This is a genomic window from Amycolatopsis sp. NPDC051045 (genome assembly GCF_040682955.1).
In the GTDB taxonomy this organism is placed as follows: Bacteria; Actinomycetota; Actinomycetes; order Mycobacteriales; family Pseudonocardiaceae; genus Amycolatopsis.
Genome location: NZ_JBFBCC010000008.1, coordinates 66803 through 86216 on the forward strand (window position 1 = coordinate 66803; position 19414 = coordinate 86216).

Genomic DNA, 19414 nt, shown 5'->3' on the forward strand with positions numbered 1-19414 from the left:
ATGCAAGCGGTGCACGATTTCCCCGAAAAGTCGGGTAGTGCGTCGAACCGTACCGCGCGGGTCCTGGCGGACCGCGCAGCCGGGGAGGCGTACGTCGCATCGGTGTGTTTCAAGCACGGACCACCGCGCCTGACCGGCGTGGAGCTGGAGTTCACCGTGCACCACGCCGATGACCCGGCCAGACCCCTCGATCCCGATGTCCTCGCCACGGCGCTGGGCCCGCACACCCCGCGGACCCTCCGCCCCGACAGCCCCGCTTCGCCGCTCCCGGCCGGCTCACCGGTGAGCCTCGAACCCGGGGGCCAGGTCGAAATCTCGGCCCTTCCCCAGGCCTCCCTGCGTGCTCTCGACGCAGCCGTGACGGCCGACCTCCACCACCTGCGTGACCGCCTCGCCCGGCACGGCCTCGAGCTGGGCGGATCCGGCATCGACGCCCATCGCGCGCCACGCAGGATCCTGAACACCCCGCGGTACGCGGCCATGGAGCGCCGGTTCGCGCCGATCGGTCCCGGCGGCCTCGCGATGATGTGCAGCACCGCGGGCCTGCAGGTCTGCGTCGACACGGGGGAGCGCGAGCACTACGCCGCGCGGTGGGCGGCGGCCCACGCGATGGGCCCGCCGCTGCTGGCCCTCTTCGCCAACTCCCGCGTCCACGCCGGACAGGACACGGGGCACGCCTCCGCCCGCTGGCTCGCCGTGCACGACACGGAAGCGGTCCGCACGCGCACGGCCGGCGCGGCGGGCGATGACCCGGCCGGAGCGTGGGCCGGGCGCCTGATGGACGTTCCCCTGATGGTGCTGCCCCGCGGCGACCGGCCGTGGGACGCGCCGGAGGGGCTCACGTTCGCCGGCTGGATCGACGGCCGGGGCGCGGCCGCTCTGCTGCCGCGGCCGACGGTGGCCGATCTCGACTACCACCTCACCACGATGTTCACCCCGGTCCGCCCCCAGGGTTACCTGGAGATCCGGTACCTCGACGCGCAACCACCGGACGAGTGGCTGACGCCGGTGGCGCTGGTCGCCGCGCTGCTCGCTCGTCCATCCACTGTGGACAAGGTGCGCGATCTCTGCGCCCCGGTCGCGGACCGGTGGACCACGGCGGCGCGGCGCGGCCTGGCGGATCCGGAGCTGGCGGCCGCCGCGGCGGCCCTGGCCGACCTCGGCTGCGCCGAGCTGGCGACGACCGGGCTGACCGAGGAGTCGATCACCGGGATCAGCGAGAGCGTGCAGGGGCGCACGTACCGAGCGAGGAGCGAAGCATGAGCACAGACGCCCTGGGCGAACTGAACGCGCAGGACCTGCGCGCCCGCGCGGCGGAGGCGCTGACCCGGGCCCGGGAGCGCAGCGTCGCGCTCACCGACGCGGTCGACGACGAGGACCTGGTCCGCCAGCACTCCAAGCTGATGTCGCCGCTGGTCTGGGACCTCGCGCACATCGGCGTGCAGGAGGAGCTGTGGCTGGTCCGCGACGTCGGCGGCCGGGAACCGCTGCGGCCGGAGATCGACGACATCTACGACGCCTTCCAGCACGCCCGCGCCGACCGGCCGGAGCTGCCGCTGCTCGGCCCGGCCGAGGCGCGCGCGTACGTCAAGCAGGTCCGCGAGAAGGCGTTCGACGTGCTGGACCGCGTTCCGCTGGGAAGCAACAGGCTGACCGAGCAGGCGTTCGCGTTCGGCATGATCACCCAGCACGAGCAGCAGCACGACGAGACGATGCTGGCCACCCACCAGCTGCGCCGGGGCGACCCGGTGCTGCACGCGCCGGAGCCGCCGGCCGCGCGGTCCGGTGCGCTGCCGGCGGAGGTCCTGGTGCCGGGCGGCGCCTTCACGATGGGCACCTCGGCCGAGCCGTGGGCGCTGGACAACGAACGCCCGGCGCACGAGATCGCCGTCGACGCGTTCTGGCTGGACACCGTGCCGGTGACGTGCGGTGCCTACGTCGAGTTCCTGGACGGCGGCGGGTACGACGACGAGCAGTGGTGGAGCCCGGCCGGCTGGGCTTACCGCACCGGAAACGGCATCACCGCGCCGCGGTTCTGGAAGCGGGAGCAGGACGGCTGGTGGCGGACGCGGTTCGGGGTCTACGAGCGGGTCCCGGCCGACGAGCCGGTCGTGCACGTCTCCTACCACGAAGCCGAGGCGTACGCGGCCTGGGCCGGGCGGCGGCTGCCGACCGAGGCGGAGTGGGAGAAGGCGGCGCGGTTCGACCCGGCCAGCGGCCGGTCGCGCCGGTTCCCGTGGGGCGATGAGGAACCGGGGCCCGAGCACGCCAACCTGGGCCAGCGGCACCTGCGCCCGGCGCCGGCGGGGGCGTACCCGGCGGGTGCGTCGCCGACCGGCGCGCACCAGCTGATCGGCGACGTCTGGGAGTGGACGAGCACGGACTTCCACGGCTACCCGGGCTTCGCGCCCTTCCCGTACCGGGAGTACTCGGAGGTCTTCTTCGGGCCGGAGTACAAGGTGCTGCGCGGCGGGTCGTTCGGCACGGACGCGGCGGCGATCCGGGGCACGTTCCGCAACTGGGACTACCCGATCCGGCGGCAGATCTTCGCCGGCTTCCGCACCGCCCGCGACGCGGCACCCGGCGAGGTGGGGTAGGCGCATGTGCCGCCACATCGGCTACCTCGGCGAGCCGGTCTCGCCCGCCGAGGTGCTCTTCCGCGCCCCGCATGCCCTGCTGGTGCAGTCGTACGCGCCGGCGGACATGCGCGGCGGCGGCTCCGTGAACGCCGACGGCTTCGGGCTCGGGTGGTACCCCGGCCCCGACGCCGCCCCGCTGCGGCACCGGCGGTCCACTCCCCTGTGGACGGACGAGACACTGCCGCCGCTGGCGGCGGCGGTGACCACGGGCGCGTTCGTCGCCGCGGTCCGCAACGGCACCACCGGCCTGCCGGTGACCGAGGCGGCCGCGGCGCCGTTCACCGCCGGTCGCTGGCTGTTCAGCCACAACGGCGTCGTCCGCGGCTTCCCGGGCTCGCTGGCCGAACTGGCCAAGACCTTGCCGGTCACCGAATTGCTGACGCTGGAAGCGCCGACGGATTCGGTGGTGCTCTGGGCCCTGCTGCGGGCCCGGCTCGCCACCGGCGAGGACCCGCTGCGGGCGGTGGCGGCGCTGACCGCCGCCGTCGAGGCGGCCGCGCCCGGCTCCCGGCTCAACTTCCTGCTCACCGACGGCGAAACGCTGATCGGCACGGCCTGGACCCACGCGCTGTCGCTGCTGGAGACCCCGGCCGGCGTGCTGCTGTCCTCCGAACCCTGTGACGGCGACCCGCGCTGGCGGCCCGTCCCCGACCACCACGCCGTGCGCGCCACCGCGGCCGGCGTCGACCTGCTTCCCCTCACCCAGGAGCTGTCATGACCGAAGTCGATCTCGACCACCACCGTTCCGGCGACGCCGTCACCGCGGAACTGCGCGCCGACGTCGTCGCCGGGCTCACCGCGGAGCAGAAGTGGCTGCCGCCCAAGTGGTTCTACGACGCCGACGGCAGCGAGCTGTTCGAGAAGATCACCCGGCTGCCGGAGTACTACCCGACCCGCAGCGAGCGCGAGGTGCTGGCCGCGCACGCCGCCGACATCGCGAAGCTGACCGGCGCGCACACGCTCGTCGAACTCGGCTCGGGGTCGAGCGAGAAGACCCGGCTGCTGCTCGACGCGCTCACCGGGCACGGCACCCTGGAGGCGTTCGTCCCGCTCGACGTCTCCGAGTCCGCGCTGGCCGAGGCCGCCGAGGCGATCTCGAAGGACTACCCGGGGCTGAGGGTCCGCGGTGTCGTCGGGGACTTCACCCAGCACCTCGCCCTGCTGCCCGGTGGTCAGCCGCGAGTGGTGGCCTTCCTGGGCGGCACGATCGGCAACTTCCTGCCCGCCGAGCGTGCGGCGTTCCTCCGCTCGGTGCGGGAGGTGCTCGACGAGGGGGAGTGGCTGCTGCTCGGCACCGACCTGGTCAAGGACCCGGGCACCCTCGAACGCGCCTACGACGACGCGGCGGGTGTCACGGCGGAGTTCGACAAGAACGTCCTGCGGGTGATCAACGCCCGCCTCGGCGCGAACTTCGATCCCGACGAGTTCGACCACGTCGCGCACTGGGACGCGGAGAACGAGTGGATCGAGATGCGCCTGCGGGCCCGTCGCGAGCTGACCGTCGAGATCCCCGGCGCGGACCTCACGGTGCGGTTCGCCGCGGGGGAGCACATCCGGACGGAGATCTCGGCCAAGTTCCGCCCGAGCGGCGTCGAGGCCGAGCTGGCCGCGGCCGGATTCGCCCTGGCGCACTGGTGGACCGACTCGCAGCAGCGGTTCGGGGTGAGCCTGGCAAGATCTGTGCGTGGCTAATCCTCTCCGGGCGCTCGCCCGGGCCGTCGGCACGAAGCCGTGGCTGATGCGCACGGCCCGGTTCGTCGTGTGGGCGGACAAGAAACTGCACAAGGCGTTCGGCGGCCGGGTGAGCCTCGTGGCGCTCGCCGGGCTGCCGTCGCTGCGGCTCACGACGACCGGCCGCAAGAGCGGGCTGCCCCGGAGCACGAACCTGCTCTACTACCCGCGCGGCGGTGACTTCGTGCTGACGGCGTCCAACTGGGGCCGCCCGAACGACCCGGCGTGGGCGCTGAACCTGCGCGCCGACCCGAAGTGCGAGGTGGCGCTCGCGGGAAAGGCGGTCGAGGTCCTCGCACGGGAGCTGCACGGCGAGGAGTACGACCGGATGTGGGACGAGCTGCTCGGCTTCTGGCCGGGGTACCGGATGGAGCAGCGGGAGGCGAGCCGTCCGTTGCCGGTTTTCGTGCTGACCCGGCTGGTCCGGTAGGTGCCCCACCATCCTTTCGGCCGGTGCCGGGATTCACCGGTTTGTGCCAGTCTCTCCCGGGTAACACGCCGTGACGTCGTGACCGCGCGACGGAGGGCGCGCGCACGGGAGGAGACGTCTTGCCGAGATCCACACAGAGCCGGGTCCGGTCCTTCGCGCTGGTGGGGGCGCTCGTGGCCGGCGTGGGATTGACCGGAACGGCCGGCCCCGCCGCGGCGGCCGAAGACGCAGCGGTCAAGCCCGCCGTCGTCGGGGCGACCGCCGCTGTCGACTGGGGTACCTGCCCGAGCGACACCCTCGCCGGCGTGCCGGCGGACCAGGTCCGGTTCTACAGCTGCGCGCGCTACCGCGTGCCGATCGACCACGACAACGCCGGGCTGGGCACCATCGACATCGCCCTGCTGAAGCGGGCGGCGCGGACGCCCGGCATCCGCATCGGCTCGTTGTTCCTCAACCCGGGCGGCCCCGGCGGGTCGGGCCTGACGATGCCGATCGGCGGCCAGTACTACCTCCAGCCGCCGGTCCTCGACCGCTTCGACCTCATCGGGTTCGACCCGCGCGGCGTCGGCCAGAGCAACCCGCTGCGCTGCTTCACCACGCAGGAAGACGCCGAGGAGGTCTTCGGCGCCCAGGTCGCGGTGCCGCTGAGCCGCGCCGAAATTTCCGGCACCCTCGCGAGCTACCGCGACTACGGCCGGTTCTGCAGGAACAACGCGGGTTCACTGCTGAACCACATGTCCACCAAGGACGTCGTGCGCGACCTCGACACGCTGCGCGCCGCGGTCGGCGACCAGAAGCTGACCTTCGTCGGCTTCTCGTACGGGACGCTGATCGGCTCGACCTACACGTCGATGTTCCCGAAGCAGTCCCGGGCGATCGTGATCGACGGCAACGTCGACCCGGCGCTGCGCACCAGTGACGGCGTGCAGTACGACCGGGAACGCGCGCAGGGCTTCGAGATTTCGCTGGACGCCTTCCTCGAGCGCTGCGATCAGGCCGGCGCTAAGTGCGCGTTCAGCGACGGCAACCCGCGGGCGAAGTTCGACGAGCTCCGCGAGCACCTGCGCAAGCAGCCGATCACCATCCCCGGCGGCGCCGCGGTGGACATCAACTCGTTCACCGGCGGGGTCTCGGGCGCGCTCTATTCCCCGGCGGCCTTCCCCGGCCTCGCCGAGGACCTGCAGGCGCTCTACAACGCCCTCCACCCGGCGGGCGCGCAGGCGCAGACCCTGCAGGCCAAGCCGCTCAAGGCGCTCACCCCCGGCAAGCAGGGCCTGGCCGACCAGAACCCGGACAGCCCCTACACCGGCGACGACTCGTACTTCGCCGTCAACTGCTCCGACAAGCCGTTCAAGATCAAGCAGGAGCAGGTGCCGGACATCGCCGCGAAGTGGGAGCGTGAGTCGCGGACCTTCGGCCGCTACCAGGCGTTCGCGGACACAGCGGCCTGCCCGGTGTGGCCGGCGAAGAAGCCGGACGCCTACCGCGGCCCCTGGCGGGCGAAGACGGACGTCCCGGTGGTCGTGGTCGGCAACTTCTACGACCCGGCGACGCAGTACCGGTTCGCCCAGCGGATGGCGGCCGAGCTGGGCAACACCCGCCTGCTGTCGGTCGACGCGTTCGGCCACTGCATCCTCGGGGACTCCCTCGGCGTCGACAAGGCCGTGGCCGACTACCTGACCGACCTGAAGGTCCCGGCGGGCGGCCAGGTGTTCCAGCCGAACGTCCAGCCGTTCGAAACTCCGTAGCAGGACGGGAAACGGGCCGGGGTGACGCTGTCGCCCCGGCCCGTTCTCATGCCCCCAGCAGCCGGTCGAGCAGGTCCCCGGCGGCCGCTTCCGCCTCCGCGGCCGCGCTCCGGTGGTCGTCGGCCCGGGCGAGGAGCATCGCGATCTCGTTCATCCCGGCGAGCAGCACGTGCGCGAAGAGGTCCACGCGCGCGGCCGGGATCCGGCCGTCGCGCCGCAACGCCGCCTTGATCTTGCCGAGGGTGCGTTGCTCGTCGAGCTCGCGCCAGCGCTGCCAGCCCAGCACCGTAGGCGCGTCGATGAGCAGCACCTGCCGCACCACGGGGTCGGCGGTGCTCCGGATCCACGCCATGCAGGCGGCGCGCAAGGCTGCCACCGGGTCGGTCAGGCCCTCGACGGCTCGGGCGCCGTCCGCTTCCACCCGCTCGTACACGGTGTCCAGAACGGCCGCGAACAGGGCGTCCTTGCCGGGGAAGTGGTGGTAGAGCGCACCCCGGCTCACTTCGGCGGTCCGCAGGACGGCCTCGATCGAGGTGCCGTCGTAGCCGTGTTCGGTGAACAGGCCGGTGGCGACCGCGACGAGGTGCCCGCGGGTCGCCTGGCCGCGGTCGATCTTCTTGTTCATGCCGTGCACAGCCTCCGTCGTTGACAAACCGACTGTCGGTCTGTTGATACTAGACCGTCAGTCGGTTTACTTCTGGAGGGACTGTACCGATGGATTTGCGCACCTGGGAGGACCTTCGCGGACGCGTGTCGACGGCGTCCGGCGACGTGAGCTACGTGGACATCGGCGCAGGGCCGGTGGCCCTGTTCGTCCACGGCGCGGGGACGAACAACCTGTTGTGGCGCAAGGCGATGGCCGAGCTCGCCGGGCAGCGCCGGTGCATCGCCCCCGATCTGCCGGGGCACGGCGCCTCGCCGGTCACGCCGGAGCAGGACCTCAGCCTGCACGGGCTGGCCCGGCTCCTCGAGGACTTCTGCGAGGCACTGGAACTCGGCGAGCTCGACCTGGTCGCCAACGACACCGGCGGCGCCGTCGCGCAGGTCTTCGCCGTGCACCACGCCGACCGGCTCCGGACGCTGACCCTGACCAACTGCGACACGCAGGGCAACCTGCCGCCGGTGGCGTTCCGCCCGATCGTCGAACTCGCCCGGCGCGGGGAGCTCGCGCCGCTGTCGGTCCGGCTCGCCGCGGACCCCGACCGGGCGCGGGCCAGTGCGCTCGGCGACGGCTACGAACGGCCGGACCGGGTACCGGACGAGATCGTCGAAGCCTTCGTGCGGCCGGTGTTCGGCACCTTGGCGGCGGCCCGGCAGTTCGAGCGCCTGCTGACCTCGGTGCGCGGCGAGGAGCTGGCCGCGATCGAGCCGCTGCTCAAGGCGTTCACGGTGCCGACCCTGCTGGTCTGGGGCACCGGCGACCCGAACTTCGGCATCGAGTGGGCGCACCGGTTCGCCGACGCGGTTCCCGGCGTCACCGAAGTCGTCGAGGTACCGGGCGCGAAGCTCTTCTTCCCCGACGAGCGGCCCGGCGACCTCGTCCCGCACCTGCGACGGCACTGGGCGTAGTGCTGATCACAGCCCGGGGGCGGGCGCCCGGGGCTACAGTGGTCCGGTTGATCATCCACGAACACGGGAAGCGAGGTGAGCGGCACATGCCGGAGGACAGTCACGGGACGATCGGGCACGCGCTCACCGGAGGCTTCCGGCGGGGCTGAGTTCCGGTCGCCCTCCTGTCCGGCAGTGCGCGCACGCCGGAAAAGAGCCGGATCATGACCATTCTCGAAATGCTGCTGCGCGTCGGCGTCGGCGTCGGCCTGGGTGCCGTCATCGGGTTCGAGCGCCAGTTCCGCGCCCGGATGGCCGGGTTGCGCACCAACGCCCTCGTCGCCGTCGGCGCGACACTGTTCGTGCTCCTGTCGGCGCACGGCTTCGGCGGCCTGAGCTCCAGTGGCGACGCCGACCCGACCCGGGTGGCCGCGCAGATCGTCTCGGGCATCGGGTTCCTCGGCGCCGGGGTCATCCTGCGGGACGGCCTCAACGTCCGCGGGCTCAACACCGCCGCGACGCTCTGGTGCTCGGCCGCGGTCGGCGCTCTCGCCGGGGCGGGGCTGTACGCGGTCGCGGTGGCCGGGACCGCCGTCGTGGTCGGGGTGAACGTGGTGCTGCGGCCGCTCGGCCGCGTCGTCGACCGCCGCCCGGACTCGGGCGAGGAGACCCCGGCGCGCTACGAGTTCCAGGCGGTGACCCGGGACGAGGCCGAGGCCCACGTGCGGGCGTTGCTCGTGCAGGCCTTGACGCGCACGGACTTCCGGCTGCTGTCGGTCCTGAGCACGGACCGGCCGGAGGACCGCACGGTCGAGGTCCGCGCGCAGCTGATCGGCGACCAGCGCGACGACGCCCAGATGGAGGCGGCGGTGTCGCGGCTGTCGCTGGAGCCGTCGGTGTCCAGCGTCCGCTGGGTGGCCGTGCCCGCATAGGAAAGGCCTCCCCGCTCGGTGAGCGGGGAGGCCTTCAGCGGACGAATTCCCTTACGCCTGCGTCATCTTCCGCAGCACGTACTGCAGGATGCCGCCGTTGCGGTAGTAGTCCGCCTCGCCCGGGGTGTCGATGCGGACGTCCGCGTCGAACTCGACCTTGGTGCCGTCATTTTTGGTCGCCGTCACGTGGACCGTGCGCGGGGTCGTGCCGTCGTTGAGCGCCGTGATGCCCGAGATGTCGAACGTCTCGGTGCCGTCGAGGCCGAGCGACGAAGCCGACTCGCCCGCCGGGAACTGCAGCGGGATGACGCCCATGCCGATCAGGTTGGACCGGTGGATGCGCTCGAACGACTCGGTGATCACCGCGCGCACGCCCAGCAGCGAGGTGCCCTTGGCCGCCCAGTCACGCGACGAACCCGAGCCGTACTCCTTGCCGCCCAGCACCACCAGCGGGGTGCCGGCCGCCGCGTAGTTCTGGGCCGCGTCGTAGATGAACGCCTGCGGCGCGCCCTCCTGCGTGAAGTCGCGGGTGTAGCCGCCCTGCACGTCGTCGAGGAGCTGGTTGCGCAGCCGGATGTTCGCGAACGTGCCGCGGATCATCACCTCGTGGTTGCCGCGCCGGGAGCCGTAGGAGTTGAAGTCCTTCTTCTCCACGCCGTGCTCGGTGAGGTACTGCGCGGCCGGGGTGCCCGGCTTGATCGCGCCGGCCGGGGAGATGTGGTCGGTGGTGACCGAGTCGCCCAGCTTCGCCAGCACGCGCGCGCCGGTGATGTCGGTGACCGCGGCCGGCTCCGGCGTCATGCCTTCGAAGTACGGGGGCTTCCGCACGTAGGTGGACTCGGCGTCCCACTCGAAGGTCTTGCCCTCCGGGGTGGGCAGCGACTTCCAGCGCTCGCCGCCGTCGAAGACGTCCGCGTAGTCCTTGGTGAACATCTCCTGCGTGATCGCGTGGTCGATGGTCTCCTGGATCTCCTTGGCCGTCGGCCAGATGTCCTTGAGGAAGACGTCGTTGCCCTGCGGGTCCTGGCCCAGCGGCTGGTTCGCGAAGTCGAAGTCCATCGTGCCGGCCAGCGCGTAGGCGATGACCAGCGGCGGCGACGCGAGGTAGTTCATCTTCACGTCGGGGTTGATCCGGCCTTCGAAGTTCCGGTTGCCCGAGAGCACCGAGACCGCGGTGAGGTCGTTCTCCTGGATGGCCGCGGAGATCTCGTCCGAAAGCGGACCGGAGTTGCCGATGCAGGTGGTGCAGCCGTAGCCGACCAGGTGGTAGCCCAGCTTCTCCAGGTACGGCCACAGGTTGGCCTTGGTGTAGTAGTCGGTGACGACCTGCGAGCCCGGCGCCATCGACGTCTTCACCCACGGCTTGACCGTGAGGCCCTTGTCGACGGCGTTGCGCGCGAGCAGCGCGGCGCCGAGCATGACCGACGGGTTGGAGGTGTTGGTGCAGGAGGTGATCGAGGCGATCACCACGGCACCGTGGTCGAGGACGAACTCGCCGCGGTCGGCGGTGCTGACCTTGACCGGCTTGCTCGGGCGGCCTTCGGCGGCCGCGCCGGTGTGGTGGGGCGCCGGTTCGCCGCCGCCGTTGCCGCCGGCGGAGTAGGCCGGCGCGTCACTGGCGGGGAAGGACTCCGACGACGCTTCGTCGACGGTGGACTGGACGCCCTTCGGCTGCTCCTGCTGGGGAACGCCCGGCTTGCGCGCGGCGGATCCTTCGACCTCGTCGGTGACGTAGTCGGCGAGCGACACGCGGAACGACGTCTTCGCGTCGGTCAGCGCGACGCGGTCCTGCGGGCGCTTCGGGCCGGCGATCGACGGGACGACCGTCGAGAGGTCCAGTTCGAGGTACTCGGAGTAGGCGGCCTCGCGCGACGGGTCGTGCCAGAGGCCCTGCTCCTTGGCGTAGGCCTCGACCAGGGCGACCTGCTCGGCCGAGCGGCCGGTCAGCTTGAGGTAGCGGATGGTCTCGTCGTCGATCGGGAAGATCGCCGCGGTCGAGCCGAACTCCGGGCTCATGTTGCCGATGGTGGCGCGGTTGGCCAGCGGCACCTCGGCGACGCTCTCGCCGTAGAACTCGACGAACTTGCCGACGACGCCGTGGCGGCGCAGCATCTCGGTGATGGTGAGCACGATGTCGGTGGCGGTGACGCCGGCCGGGATCTCGCCGGTCAGCTTGAAGCCGACGACGCGCGGGATGAGCATCGACACCGGCTGGCCCAGCATGGCCGCCTCGGCCTCGATGCCGCCGACGCCCCAGCCCAGCACGCCGAGGCCGTTGACCATGGTGGTGTGCGAGTCGGTGCCGACGCACGAGTCGGGGTAGGCCTGGCCACCGCGGGCCATGACGGTGCGCGCGAGGTGCTCGATGTTGACCTGGTGCACGATGCCGGTGCCCGGCGGGACGACCTTGAACTCGTCGAAGGCGCCCTGGCCCCAGCGCAGGAACTGGTAGCGCTCGCGGTTGCGCTGGTACTCGATCTCGACGTTGCGCTCGAAGGCGTCCGGGCGGCCGAAGACGTCGATGATCACCGAGTGGTCGATGACCAGCTCGGCCGGGGCGAGCGGGTTGACCTTGTCGGGGTCGCCGCCGAGGTCGGTGACCGCCTCGCGCATGGTGGCGAGGTCGACGACGCAGGGCACGCCGGTGAAGTCCTGCATGATCACGCGGGCCGGCGTGAACTGGATTTCGATCGACGGGTCGGCCTTCGGGTCCCACGAGCTCAGCGCGCGGATGTGGTCGGCGGTGATGTTCGCGCCGTCCTCGGTGCGCAGCAGGTTCTCGAGCAGGATCTTCAGGCTGTACGGCAGGCGCTCGGCGCCTTCGACCTTGTTCAGGCGGAACACCTCGTACGAGGCGTCGCCGACCTTCAGCGTGTCTTTGGCGCCGAAGCTGTCCTTGCTGGCAGGTGCGGTCACGTCTAACTCCAGTGGCGGGGACGCCGCGCCGTCGCGGCAGGGAAGTCCCGGGTCAGTTCGGTCGGTTCGGTGTCGTGCAGGTCCGCACGGGGCGGAGCGAGTCTTGCGCACCCCCACCGTAGGACCGGATGCGGGATGGCACACCTCGCGGTGCCTCAAACAGTACGCGTGTCCTGTTAACGGTTCAAGACGACACGCGGTGTGGGCTGCGCCATCCGGACACGCGGGCTCGCGAACGTCCCTCGTTCAGGGGGTTTGATGCCTACGGTGTGTAAGTTTCCCGTGATGCTTGTGATAGTGGTGTGACTGCAGTGATGCGCGGTGTGCGCAGGTGAGCGGAGGTGGCGGTCGTGCCGGGACGGCGTCGGGAACGAAAGGTGCCGGGAGCACGACGGGGACTCACCGTGAGCACGCTCGCCCTGGTGATCTTGTTCGGCGGCGGCGGCACGGGCCTCGCGGCACCCCCGCCGCCGCCCAACCCGAGCGACTCGGAGATCGACGCGGGCAAGGCCGAGGCGAACGCGAAGGCCGGCGAGGTCGGCCGGCTGACCAACCAGCTGGCCCAGGCCGAGCAGAAGCTCTCGCAGCTGCAGGACGACGTCGAGCTGAAGCAGGAAGAGGCCAACAAAGCCCTGGTCGACCTGCAGACCGCGCAGGACGACGCGGCGCGGGCGGAGGACGACGCCAAGGCCGCGCGGACCGAGGCGGACGCGGCTTCGGCGGCCATCGAAAAGGCCCGGGCGGACCTCAAGACGTTCGCCGCGGCGAGCTTCCAGCAGGGCAGCACGGTCGGCTCGCTCTCGGCGTACCTGAGCGCGGACAGCCCCCGTGACATGCTCGCCCGCGCGCAGCTGCTCGACGCCGTCGGCGGCGACCGGCTGAACGCCCTCGACCGGCTCCAGCAGGCGCGGACCGACAAGTCCAACAAGGACGCCGCCGCCCGCAAGGCCGCCGAGATCGCCCAGCAGAAGCAGGACGCGGCCCGCCGGGCCAAGAACAGCGCCGACGCGGCGCAGACCGCCGCCGAGCGCGTCCAGGACAGCCAGGCGGCCCAGACCACCCAGCTCGAGAAGAACAAGGCCGACGTCGAACAGCAGCTCTACGCCGCCCAGGCCAAGGTCGGCGGCCTGCAGGGCCAGCGGCAGCGCTACCAGGACTGGCTGGCCCAGAAGCAGCGTGAAGACGAGGAACGCGCCCGCCAGGCCGCCCTCGCCTCGTCCGGGGGTGCGGACCGTCCGGCGGGCGGTGCGGCGCCGTCGGGCCCGGCCGGTTCGTCGATCGAGGCGGTGATCGCGCGGGCGCTGTCCAAGCTGGGGATGCCGTACGCGTGGGGCGGCGGCAACGCGAGCGGCCCGACCCGGGGCATCCGCGACGGCGGCGTCGCCGACCGCTACGGCGACTACAACAAGATCGGCTTCGACTGCTCCGGCCTGATGATCTACGCCTTCGCCGGGGTCCGCTCGCTGCCGCACTACAGCGGCTACCAGTACGCGACGGGGCGGCGGGTGCCGCTGTCCCAGATGCGCCGCGGCGACCTGCTGTTCTGGGGCGGCCCGGGCGGCATCCACCACGTCGCCCTCTACCTCGGCGGCGGGCAGATGGTCGAGGCGCCGCAGTCCGGCCTGCGGGTCCGGGTCGCCCCGGTGCGCTACGGCGGGATCATGCCCTACGCGACCCGCTTGCTCGGCTGAAACCCGCTCGACTGAAACCCGCTCGACGCCGTGGCCGTCCGGGCTTCAAGCTCACCCGGTGGACGACGAACTGACCGCGCTGCGGCGCTCCCGGATGCGCTGGAACACCCCCCTGTCCGAGCCGCACGCGGAGCTGCTGCTCGACCGGATGGCCCTGGGCGAGGGGCACCTCGTCGACCTCGGCTGCGGCTGGGGCGAACTGCTGCTGCGGGCGGCCGCCCGGGCACCGGGCCTGCGCGCGACCGGCGTCGACGTCGACGTGACCGGCCTCGGCCGCGGCCGGACGGCGGCCGGCGAGCGTGGCCTGGCCGTCGAATTCACCGAGTCGGACGCCGCGACCTGGGACGTTCCCGCCGAGCGGGCCTTCTGCATCGGTGCCGCCCACATCTTCGGCTCGACCACGGCCGCGCTCGAAGCACTCGCCCGGGTGGTGCTGCCGTCCGGCAGGCTGCTCTACGGCGACGGCTTCTGGGCGGTGCCACCGAACGCCACGGCGCTGGACATCTTCGGCCCGGACCTGCTGACCTTGCCGGACCTGCTCGACGCCGCGAACGACGCCGGCTGGCGCGTGCTGCACGTCAGCACCGCCGGCCAGCTCGAATGGGACGACTTCGAGTCGACCTCGCGGGCCGGCTGGGAGGGGTGGCTGGCGGCGCACCCGGCCGACCCGCGGGCGGGAGAGGTCCGGGACTGGCTGGACCGGCGGCTGCGCGAATACGTCCGGGACTACCGGGGCGTGCTGGGCTTCACCTACCTCGTGCTGGGCCGCTAGGGTTCCCCGGTGCGCTACGCGGGGATCGTGGTGGCCGGTGGCTCGGCCCGCAGGCTGTCCGGAGTGGACAAGCCGGCGCTGTCGGTGGGCGGGAAACCGTTGCTGGCCCGCGCGATCCACGCCCTCGACGGCGCCGAGCGGGTGATCGCCGTCGGCCCGCGGCGGCCCGGCTTCGACGTCGTGTGGACCCGGGAACCGGTGCCCGGCACCGGGCCGGTGGCCGCGCTGGCCGCGGGGCTGGTGTTCGTGCCCGAAGACGTCGAGACCGTCGTGGTGCTGGCGGCCGACCTCCCGGGCGTCCGCCGGTCCACAGTGGACAAGCTGGTGGCGGCGATCGGCCCCGGCGACGGCGCGGTCCTGGTGGACGCGGCGGGGCAGCGGCAGTGGCTGCTGGGTGCGTGGCGCGTCCCGGCCCTGCGGGCGGCGCTGCCGGCCACGGCGGAGAACGCGTCCGTGCGCCGGGTGCTGGGCGGGCTGGTGGTCGCCGAGATCCCCGCCGAACGGGGCGAAGCCGACGACATCGACACCCCGGAGGACCTGGAACGGCATCGCTGAGCCACGGGGATCCGGCGGGATCGAGGCCCGAGCCACCTCGCGGAGCGTGGTGACCGGGAAGCCGCCGCGGTCCGCGTGTTCGCGCCGGGACGGGCCCTCCGCATCCTCGCCCCGTCCGGTCGCCCGGTCAGGTCGAGCGGGTGCTTCACAGATGTCACACCGGTGACCGTGTTGGCTACTGACGGGGCCTTCGCGCCCGTCCGCGTGCCGGGCGGACGAACGACCGGGGGACGCAGTACGGTCGCACCGCGTGATCACCGTCGCGGGGGCGGCGCACGAGTTTGAGGAGGCAGAGTGACCGAGCCCGGCTACGCCGAGGGCGGGAACGGGCAGCAGCCCGGGACGCCGGCCCGGGACGCCCAGTTGCTGGAGCGGACCGTGTTCGAGGTCAAGCGGATCATCGTCGGCCAGGACCGCCTGGTCGAGCGGATGCTGGTCGGCCTGCTGGCCAAGGGCCACCTGCTGCTCGAAGGCGTGCCCGGGGTGGCGAAGACCCTGGCCGTGGAGACGTTCGCCCGGGTCGTCGGCGGTTCGTTCTCGCGCGTGCAGTTCACCCCCGACCTGGTGCCCGCCGACATCCTCGGCACCCGGATCTACCGCCAGGGCGCCGAGCGCTTCGACGTCGAGCTCGGCCCGGTCGTGGCGAACTTCGTGCTCGCCGACGAGATCAACCGCGCGCCGGCGAAGGTGCAGTCGGCGATGCTCGAGGTGATGGCCGAACGGCACGTGTCGATCGGCGGGCAGACGTTCCCGATGCCCGACCCGTTCCTCGTGCTCGCCACGCAGAACCCGATCGAGAACGAGGGCGTGTACCCGCTGCCGGAGGCGCAGCGCGACCGGTTCCTGTTCAAGATCCTCGTCGAGTACCCCTCCGCCGAGGAGGAGCGCGAGATCATCTACCGGATGGGCGTCACCCCGCCCACCCCGCACGAGGTGCTCAGCCCCGGCGAGCTGGTCCGGCTGCAGGGCGTCGCGTCGCAGGTGTTCGTGCACCACGCGCTCGTCGACTACGTGGTCCGGCTGGTGCTGACCACCCGGACGCCGAACGAGCACGGCCTCGCCGACGTCGCGGGCTGGGTGTCCTACGGCGCTTCGCCGCGGGCGAGCCTCGGCATCATCGCCGCCGCGCGGGCACTGGCGCTGGTCCGCGGCCGCGACTACGTGCTGCCGCAGGACGTCGTCGACGTCGTGCCGGACGTGCTGCGCCACCGGCTCGTGCTGTCCTACGACGCGCTGGCCGACGGCGTGCCGATCGACCACATCATCACGCGCGTGCTGCAGACCGTGCCGTTGCCGCAGGTGTCGGCCAGGCCGCAGGGCGGGGCCGGCCAGGGCGGCCCGGTCCCGGCGGGCGCGCCGGTCAGGTAATCCGAAATGGCCAAGAAAGCGGAGGGCGTCCGCCCTTCCTGGGCGCCGCCGGTGCTGCGCGGCGACCGGCTGGAAGCCGGGCTCCGGACCCTCGAGCTCGACGTCCGCCGCCGGCTCGACGGGCTGCTGCAGGGCAACCACCTCGGCCTGGTGCCGGGGCCGGGGTCCGAGCCCGGCGAAGCCCGCCCGTACCAGCCCGGTGACGACGTCCGCCGGATGGACTGGGCGGTCACCGCCCGCACCACGACCCCGCACATCCGGGAGACCGTCGCCGACCGCGAGCTGGAGACGTGGGTGGTCGCCGACCTCTCGGCGAGCCTCGACTTCGGCACCGCGCTGTGCGAGAAGCGCGATCTGGTGGTCTGCGCCGTCGCGGCGGTCGCGCACCTCACCGGGGGCGGCGGCAACCGGATCGGCGCGCTGATCTCCACCGGCGCCGAAACGACCCGCATCCCGGCGCGCGGCGGTATGGCGCACGCCCGCGGGCTGGTGCGGAAGCTGGCCGAGACACCGCGCGCGGCCGAAGGCACCCGAGGTGACTTCGCGCAGGCGCTGGAGGCGTTGCGCCGTCCGCCGCGCCGCCGTGGCCTCGCCGTGGTGGTCTCCGACTTCCTGGGCGACACGTCCTGGGAGCGGCCGCTGCGGGCGCTGGGCGGGCGCCACGAACTGATCGCGATCGAAGTCCTCGACCCGCGCGACGTCGACCTGCCCGAGGTGGGCACCGTCGTGCTGGCCGACCCGGAGACAGGGAAACAACGCGAAGTGCACGCTTCGGCCTTGCTGCGCAAGGAGTTCGGGGCCGCGGCCCACGCCCACCGGCAGCGGGTGGCGTCCGGTCTGCGGCGCGCGGGTGCGGCGCACCTGACGCTGCGCACCGACGCCGACTGGATCGCCGACATGGTGCGGTTCGTCGTCGCCCGCAAGCGCCGCTGGTCGGGAGGTGTGGCGTGAGGGAGCTTGCGAACGAACCCCGTCGGCACGGCGTCCCCGGCTCAGGCCGCGCCGAGCGTCGGCGAGGTGGGCGCGTGAGGGAGCTTGCGACCGAACCATTCGACACTGCGCTTTCGGCTCAGGCCGCGCCGAGCGTCAGCGAGGTGGGCGCATGAGCCTGACGGGGTTCGCGTCGCCCTGGTGGTTCCTGCTGCTGATCGCGGTCGCCGCGGTCGCCGTCGGGTACGTGCTCGCCCAGCGCGCGCGCCGGAAGCGGACCATGCGGTTCGCGAACCTGGAGCTCCTCGAAAAGGTCGCGCCGAAGAGCCAGGGCTGGGTCCGGCACCTGCCGGCGGTGCTGATCGTGCTGTCGCTGCTGCTGCTCACCGTGGCGCTGGCCGGGCCGACCGCCGAGCAGAAGGTGCCGCGCAACCGGGCGACCGTGCTGCTGGTGATCGACGTGTCGCTGTCGATGGAAGCCACCGACGTCGCACCGACGCGGCTGCAGGCGGCGCAGGAGGCCGCGACGAGCTTCGCGCGGAACATGACGCCGGGGATCAACCTGGGCCTGATTTCGTTCGCGGGCACGGCGACGGTCCTGGTCAACCCGACCACGGACCGCAACGGCGTGATCAAGGCGATCGAAAACCTGAAGCTGGCCCAGTCGACGGCGACCGGGGAAGGCATCTTCGCGGCGCTGCAGTCGGTGGAGAGCTTCTCGAGCGTCGTCGGCGGGGCCGACGGCCCACCCCCGGCGCGGATCGTGCTGATGTCCGACGGGAAGCAGACGGTGCCGGAGGACCTGTACGCGGCGCGAGGCGGCTACACCGCGGCGCAAGCGGCGAAGCAGGCCGGGGTGCCGATCTCGTCGATCTCCTTCGGCACCACCCACGGCTCGGTCACCATCGACGACAAGCCCCAGCCGGTCAGCGTGGACGACGAATCGCTGCGCGAGATCGCACGCCTGTCGGGCGGCGACTTCTACAAGGCCGCCAGCGCCGAGGAGCTGAAGAAGGTCTACGGGGACCTCGGCGAGCAGATCGGCTACGAGCTCAAGGACGCCGACGCGAGCAAGCCGTGGGTGGTCGTGGGCACGTTGATCCTGATGCTGGGCGCGGCGGCCGGCCTGTTCTTCGGCCAGAGACTCCCGTGACCTACGCTCGGCGGACGCCGTACAGGCTTCCGCCGAGCAGGGTCACGCCGGGCAGGACACCGCTGACGAACGGCACCCAGGCCAGGGCCGGACTGCCGAGCAGCGCCAGGCCGACGACGCCCAGCACGGTCAGCACCACCCCGACCACCAGGATCGAGCGGGTCTTCCACGCCGAGGCCAGTGCGGCGAAGTGGAGCCCGACGATCGTGGCGATCCACGCGACGTTCGCCTGCACCGGTGCGTCGAGCAGGCTCAGCACGAAGAAGCCGGCGACCAGCAGCACGATCTCGCCGATGACGATCACGCGGTAGCTCGGCCCGAACACCGGCCGGCCTTCGAGCGTCGGCCGTCCGCCCGTGCGGACGCCGAGGCCCACCACCGCGGCCAGGGCGAGCACGGCGAGGGCGCGCAGCACCCAGCCGACCGCCGCGGGAAGCGGGTCACCGGAGTTGACCAGGACGAAGACCGTGCCGAACGCGGCGCCGATGAGCGCCCCCAGGAACTGCTGTCGCATCCGGCGAACCTATCGGAAGGCGATCAGGGGACCGCGAACCCGTGCTGGCGCCAGGCCTCGTAGACCGTGATCGCCGCGGTGTTGGCGAGGTTCAGCGACCGGCTCGTCGGCAGCATCGGCAGCCGCACGCGGTCGGTCACCTCGGGTGCGTCCCGGACCGGCGCGGGCAGTCCCACCGACTCCGGCCCGAACATCAGGACGTCGCCCGGGGTGTAGGCGACGTCGGTGTACAGCCGGGTCGCCGACGCGGTGAACGCGTAGACCTTGGCCGGCAGCAACACTTCCCAGGCCGCGGCCAGGTCGGCGTGGACGTGGACCCGCGCCAGGTCGTGGTAGTCGAGCCCGGCCCGGCGCAGCTGCTTGTCCGCCAAGGTGAACCCGAGCGGCTCGACCAGGTGCAGTTCGCAGCCGGTGTTGGCGGCCAGGCGGATCGCGTTGCCGGTGTTGGGCGGGATTTCCGGCTGGTAGAAGAGAACGCGGAACACGG

Annotated in this window: 18 protein-coding genes; 14 read left to right on the forward strand and 4 right to left on the reverse strand. The window is 72.3% G+C overall.

Going from position 1 to position 19414, the window contains the following annotated elements; translation table 11 throughout:
- The 6 genes from AB0M80_RS20345 (at position 1) to AB0M80_RS20370 (ending at position 6548) form a co-directional block, all read left to right on the forward strand.
- A complete protein-coding gene (locus tag AB0M80_RS20345; RefSeq protein WP_364566829.1) occupies positions 1 to 1263 on the forward strand; it encodes a glutamate-cysteine ligase family protein in 1263 nt (420 codons plus the stop codon).
- Entirely contained in the window at positions 1260 to 2597 is a 1338-nt protein-coding gene (gene egtB, locus AB0M80_RS20350) for an ergothioneine biosynthesis protein EgtB (protein ID WP_364566831.1), read from the forward strand. The genes AB0M80_RS20345 and egtB overlap by 4 nt, the downstream gene beginning before the upstream one ends.
- Before the next feature lie 4 nt (positions 2598 to 2601).
- Positions 2602 to 3357: an ergothioneine biosynthesis protein EgtC gene (gene egtC / locus AB0M80_RS20355; protein WP_364566834.1), complete on the forward strand. Its 756-nt coding sequence runs from the start codon at positions 2602 to 2604 to the stop codon at positions 3355 to 3357.
- Positions 3354 to 4331 (forward strand): L-histidine N(alpha)-methyltransferase, encoded by a 978-nt coding sequence (gene egtD / locus AB0M80_RS20360; protein WP_364566835.1) that lies wholly within the window; start codon positions 3354 to 3356, stop codon positions 4329 to 4331. The genes egtC and egtD overlap by 4 nt, the downstream gene beginning before the upstream one ends.
- A gap of 46 nt (positions 4332 to 4377) precedes the next feature.
- The gene (locus tag AB0M80_RS20365) at positions 4378 to 4800 is read left to right on the forward strand and encodes a nitroreductase family deazaflavin-dependent oxidoreductase (protein ID WP_364567635.1); all 423 of its coding nucleotides are present in this window, start codon (positions 4378 to 4380) and stop codon (positions 4798 to 4800) included.
- 119 nt (positions 4801 to 4919) lie between these two features.
- Complete coding sequence (locus tag AB0M80_RS20370) at positions 4920 to 6548, forward strand: alpha/beta hydrolase (protein ID WP_364566838.1); 1629 nt, start codon at positions 4920 to 4922, stop codon at positions 6546 to 6548.
- A 46-nt stretch (positions 6549 to 6594) separates the two neighbouring features.
- On the opposite strand, the gene AB0M80_RS20375 is transcribed toward AB0M80_RS20370, so the two are convergent.
- Positions 6595 to 7173 (reverse strand): TetR/AcrR family transcriptional regulator, encoded by a 579-nt coding sequence (locus tag AB0M80_RS20375; RefSeq protein WP_364566841.1) that lies wholly within the window; start codon positions 7171 to 7173, stop codon positions 6595 to 6597.
- 89 nt (positions 7174 to 7262) lie between these two features.
- Here AB0M80_RS20375 and AB0M80_RS20380 point away from each other — a divergent pair, with 89 nt between their 5' ends.
- Both AB0M80_RS20380 and AB0M80_RS20385 read left to right on the forward strand, forming a co-directional pair.
- The gene (locus tag AB0M80_RS20380) at positions 7263 to 8117 is read left to right on the forward strand and encodes an alpha/beta hydrolase (protein WP_364566844.1); all 855 of its coding nucleotides are present in this window, start codon (positions 7263 to 7265) and stop codon (positions 8115 to 8117) included.
- A gap of 203 nt (positions 8118 to 8320) precedes the next feature.
- Complete coding sequence (locus AB0M80_RS20385) at positions 8321 to 9028, forward strand: MgtC/SapB family protein (protein WP_364566846.1); 708 nt, start codon at positions 8321 to 8323, stop codon at positions 9026 to 9028.
- 51 nt (positions 9029 to 9079) lie between these two features.
- On the opposite strand, the gene AB0M80_RS20390 is transcribed toward AB0M80_RS20385, so the two are convergent.
- Positions 9080 to 11944 (reverse strand): aconitate hydratase, encoded by a 2865-nt coding sequence (locus AB0M80_RS20390; RefSeq protein WP_364566848.1) that lies wholly within the window; start codon positions 11942 to 11944, stop codon positions 9080 to 9082.
- A gap of 377 nt (positions 11945 to 12321) precedes the next feature.
- On the opposite strand from AB0M80_RS20390, the gene AB0M80_RS20395 reads away from it, so the two are divergent.
- The 6 genes from AB0M80_RS20395 to AB0M80_RS20420 all read left to right on the forward strand — a co-directional run bounded on the left by AB0M80_RS20395 (position 12322) and on the right by AB0M80_RS20420 (position 18413).
- Positions 12322 to 13635 carry an NlpC/P60 family protein gene (locus AB0M80_RS20395; RefSeq protein WP_364566850.1) on the forward strand — a complete coding sequence of 438 codons (1314 nt, stop codon included), beginning with the start codon at positions 12322 to 12324 and terminating at the stop codon, positions 13633 to 13635.
- Positions 13636 to 13693: 58 nt separating this feature from the next.
- Positions 13694 to 14407: a class I SAM-dependent methyltransferase gene (locus AB0M80_RS20400; RefSeq protein WP_364566852.1), complete on the forward strand. Its 714-nt coding sequence runs from the start codon at positions 13694 to 13696 to the stop codon at positions 14405 to 14407.
- Between the two features lie 9 nt (positions 14408 to 14416).
- Entirely contained in the window at positions 14417 to 14962 is a 546-nt protein-coding gene (locus AB0M80_RS20405) for a molybdenum cofactor guanylyltransferase (RefSeq protein ID WP_364566855.1), read from the forward strand.
- 294 nt (positions 14963 to 15256) lie between these two features.
- Positions 15257 to 16330: an AAA family ATPase gene (locus tag AB0M80_RS20410; protein ID WP_364566857.1), complete on the forward strand. Its 1074-nt coding sequence runs from the start codon at positions 15257 to 15259 to the stop codon at positions 16328 to 16330.
- A 6-nt stretch (positions 16331 to 16336) separates the two neighbouring features.
- Positions 16337 to 17281, forward strand: coding sequence for a DUF58 domain-containing protein (locus AB0M80_RS20415; RefSeq protein ID WP_364566860.1), 945 nt, complete (start codon positions 16337 to 16339; stop codon positions 17279 to 17281).
- Positions 17282 to 17432: 151 nt separating this feature from the next.
- On the forward strand, positions 17433 to 18413 hold the full coding sequence (locus AB0M80_RS20420) for a VWA domain-containing protein (protein WP_364566863.1): 981 nt from the start codon (positions 17433 to 17435) through the stop codon (positions 18411 to 18413).
- Between the two features lies 1 nt (position 18414).
- Here AB0M80_RS20420 and AB0M80_RS20425 read toward each other — a convergent pair whose 3' ends face one another.
- Both AB0M80_RS20425 and AB0M80_RS20430 read right to left on the reverse strand, forming a co-directional pair.
- Positions 18415 to 18927, reverse strand: a complete 513-nt coding sequence (locus AB0M80_RS20425) for a hypothetical protein (protein ID WP_364566866.1) — start codon at positions 18925 to 18927, stop codon at positions 18415 to 18417.
- A gap of 23 nt (positions 18928 to 18950) precedes the next feature.
- Positions 18951 to 19412 carry a tRNA (cytidine(34)-2'-O)-methyltransferase gene (locus AB0M80_RS20430; protein ID WP_364566869.1) on the reverse strand — a complete coding sequence of 154 codons (462 nt, stop codon included), beginning with the start codon at positions 19410 to 19412 and terminating at the stop codon, positions 18951 to 18953.
- Positions 19413 to 19414: the final 2 nt, after the last annotated feature.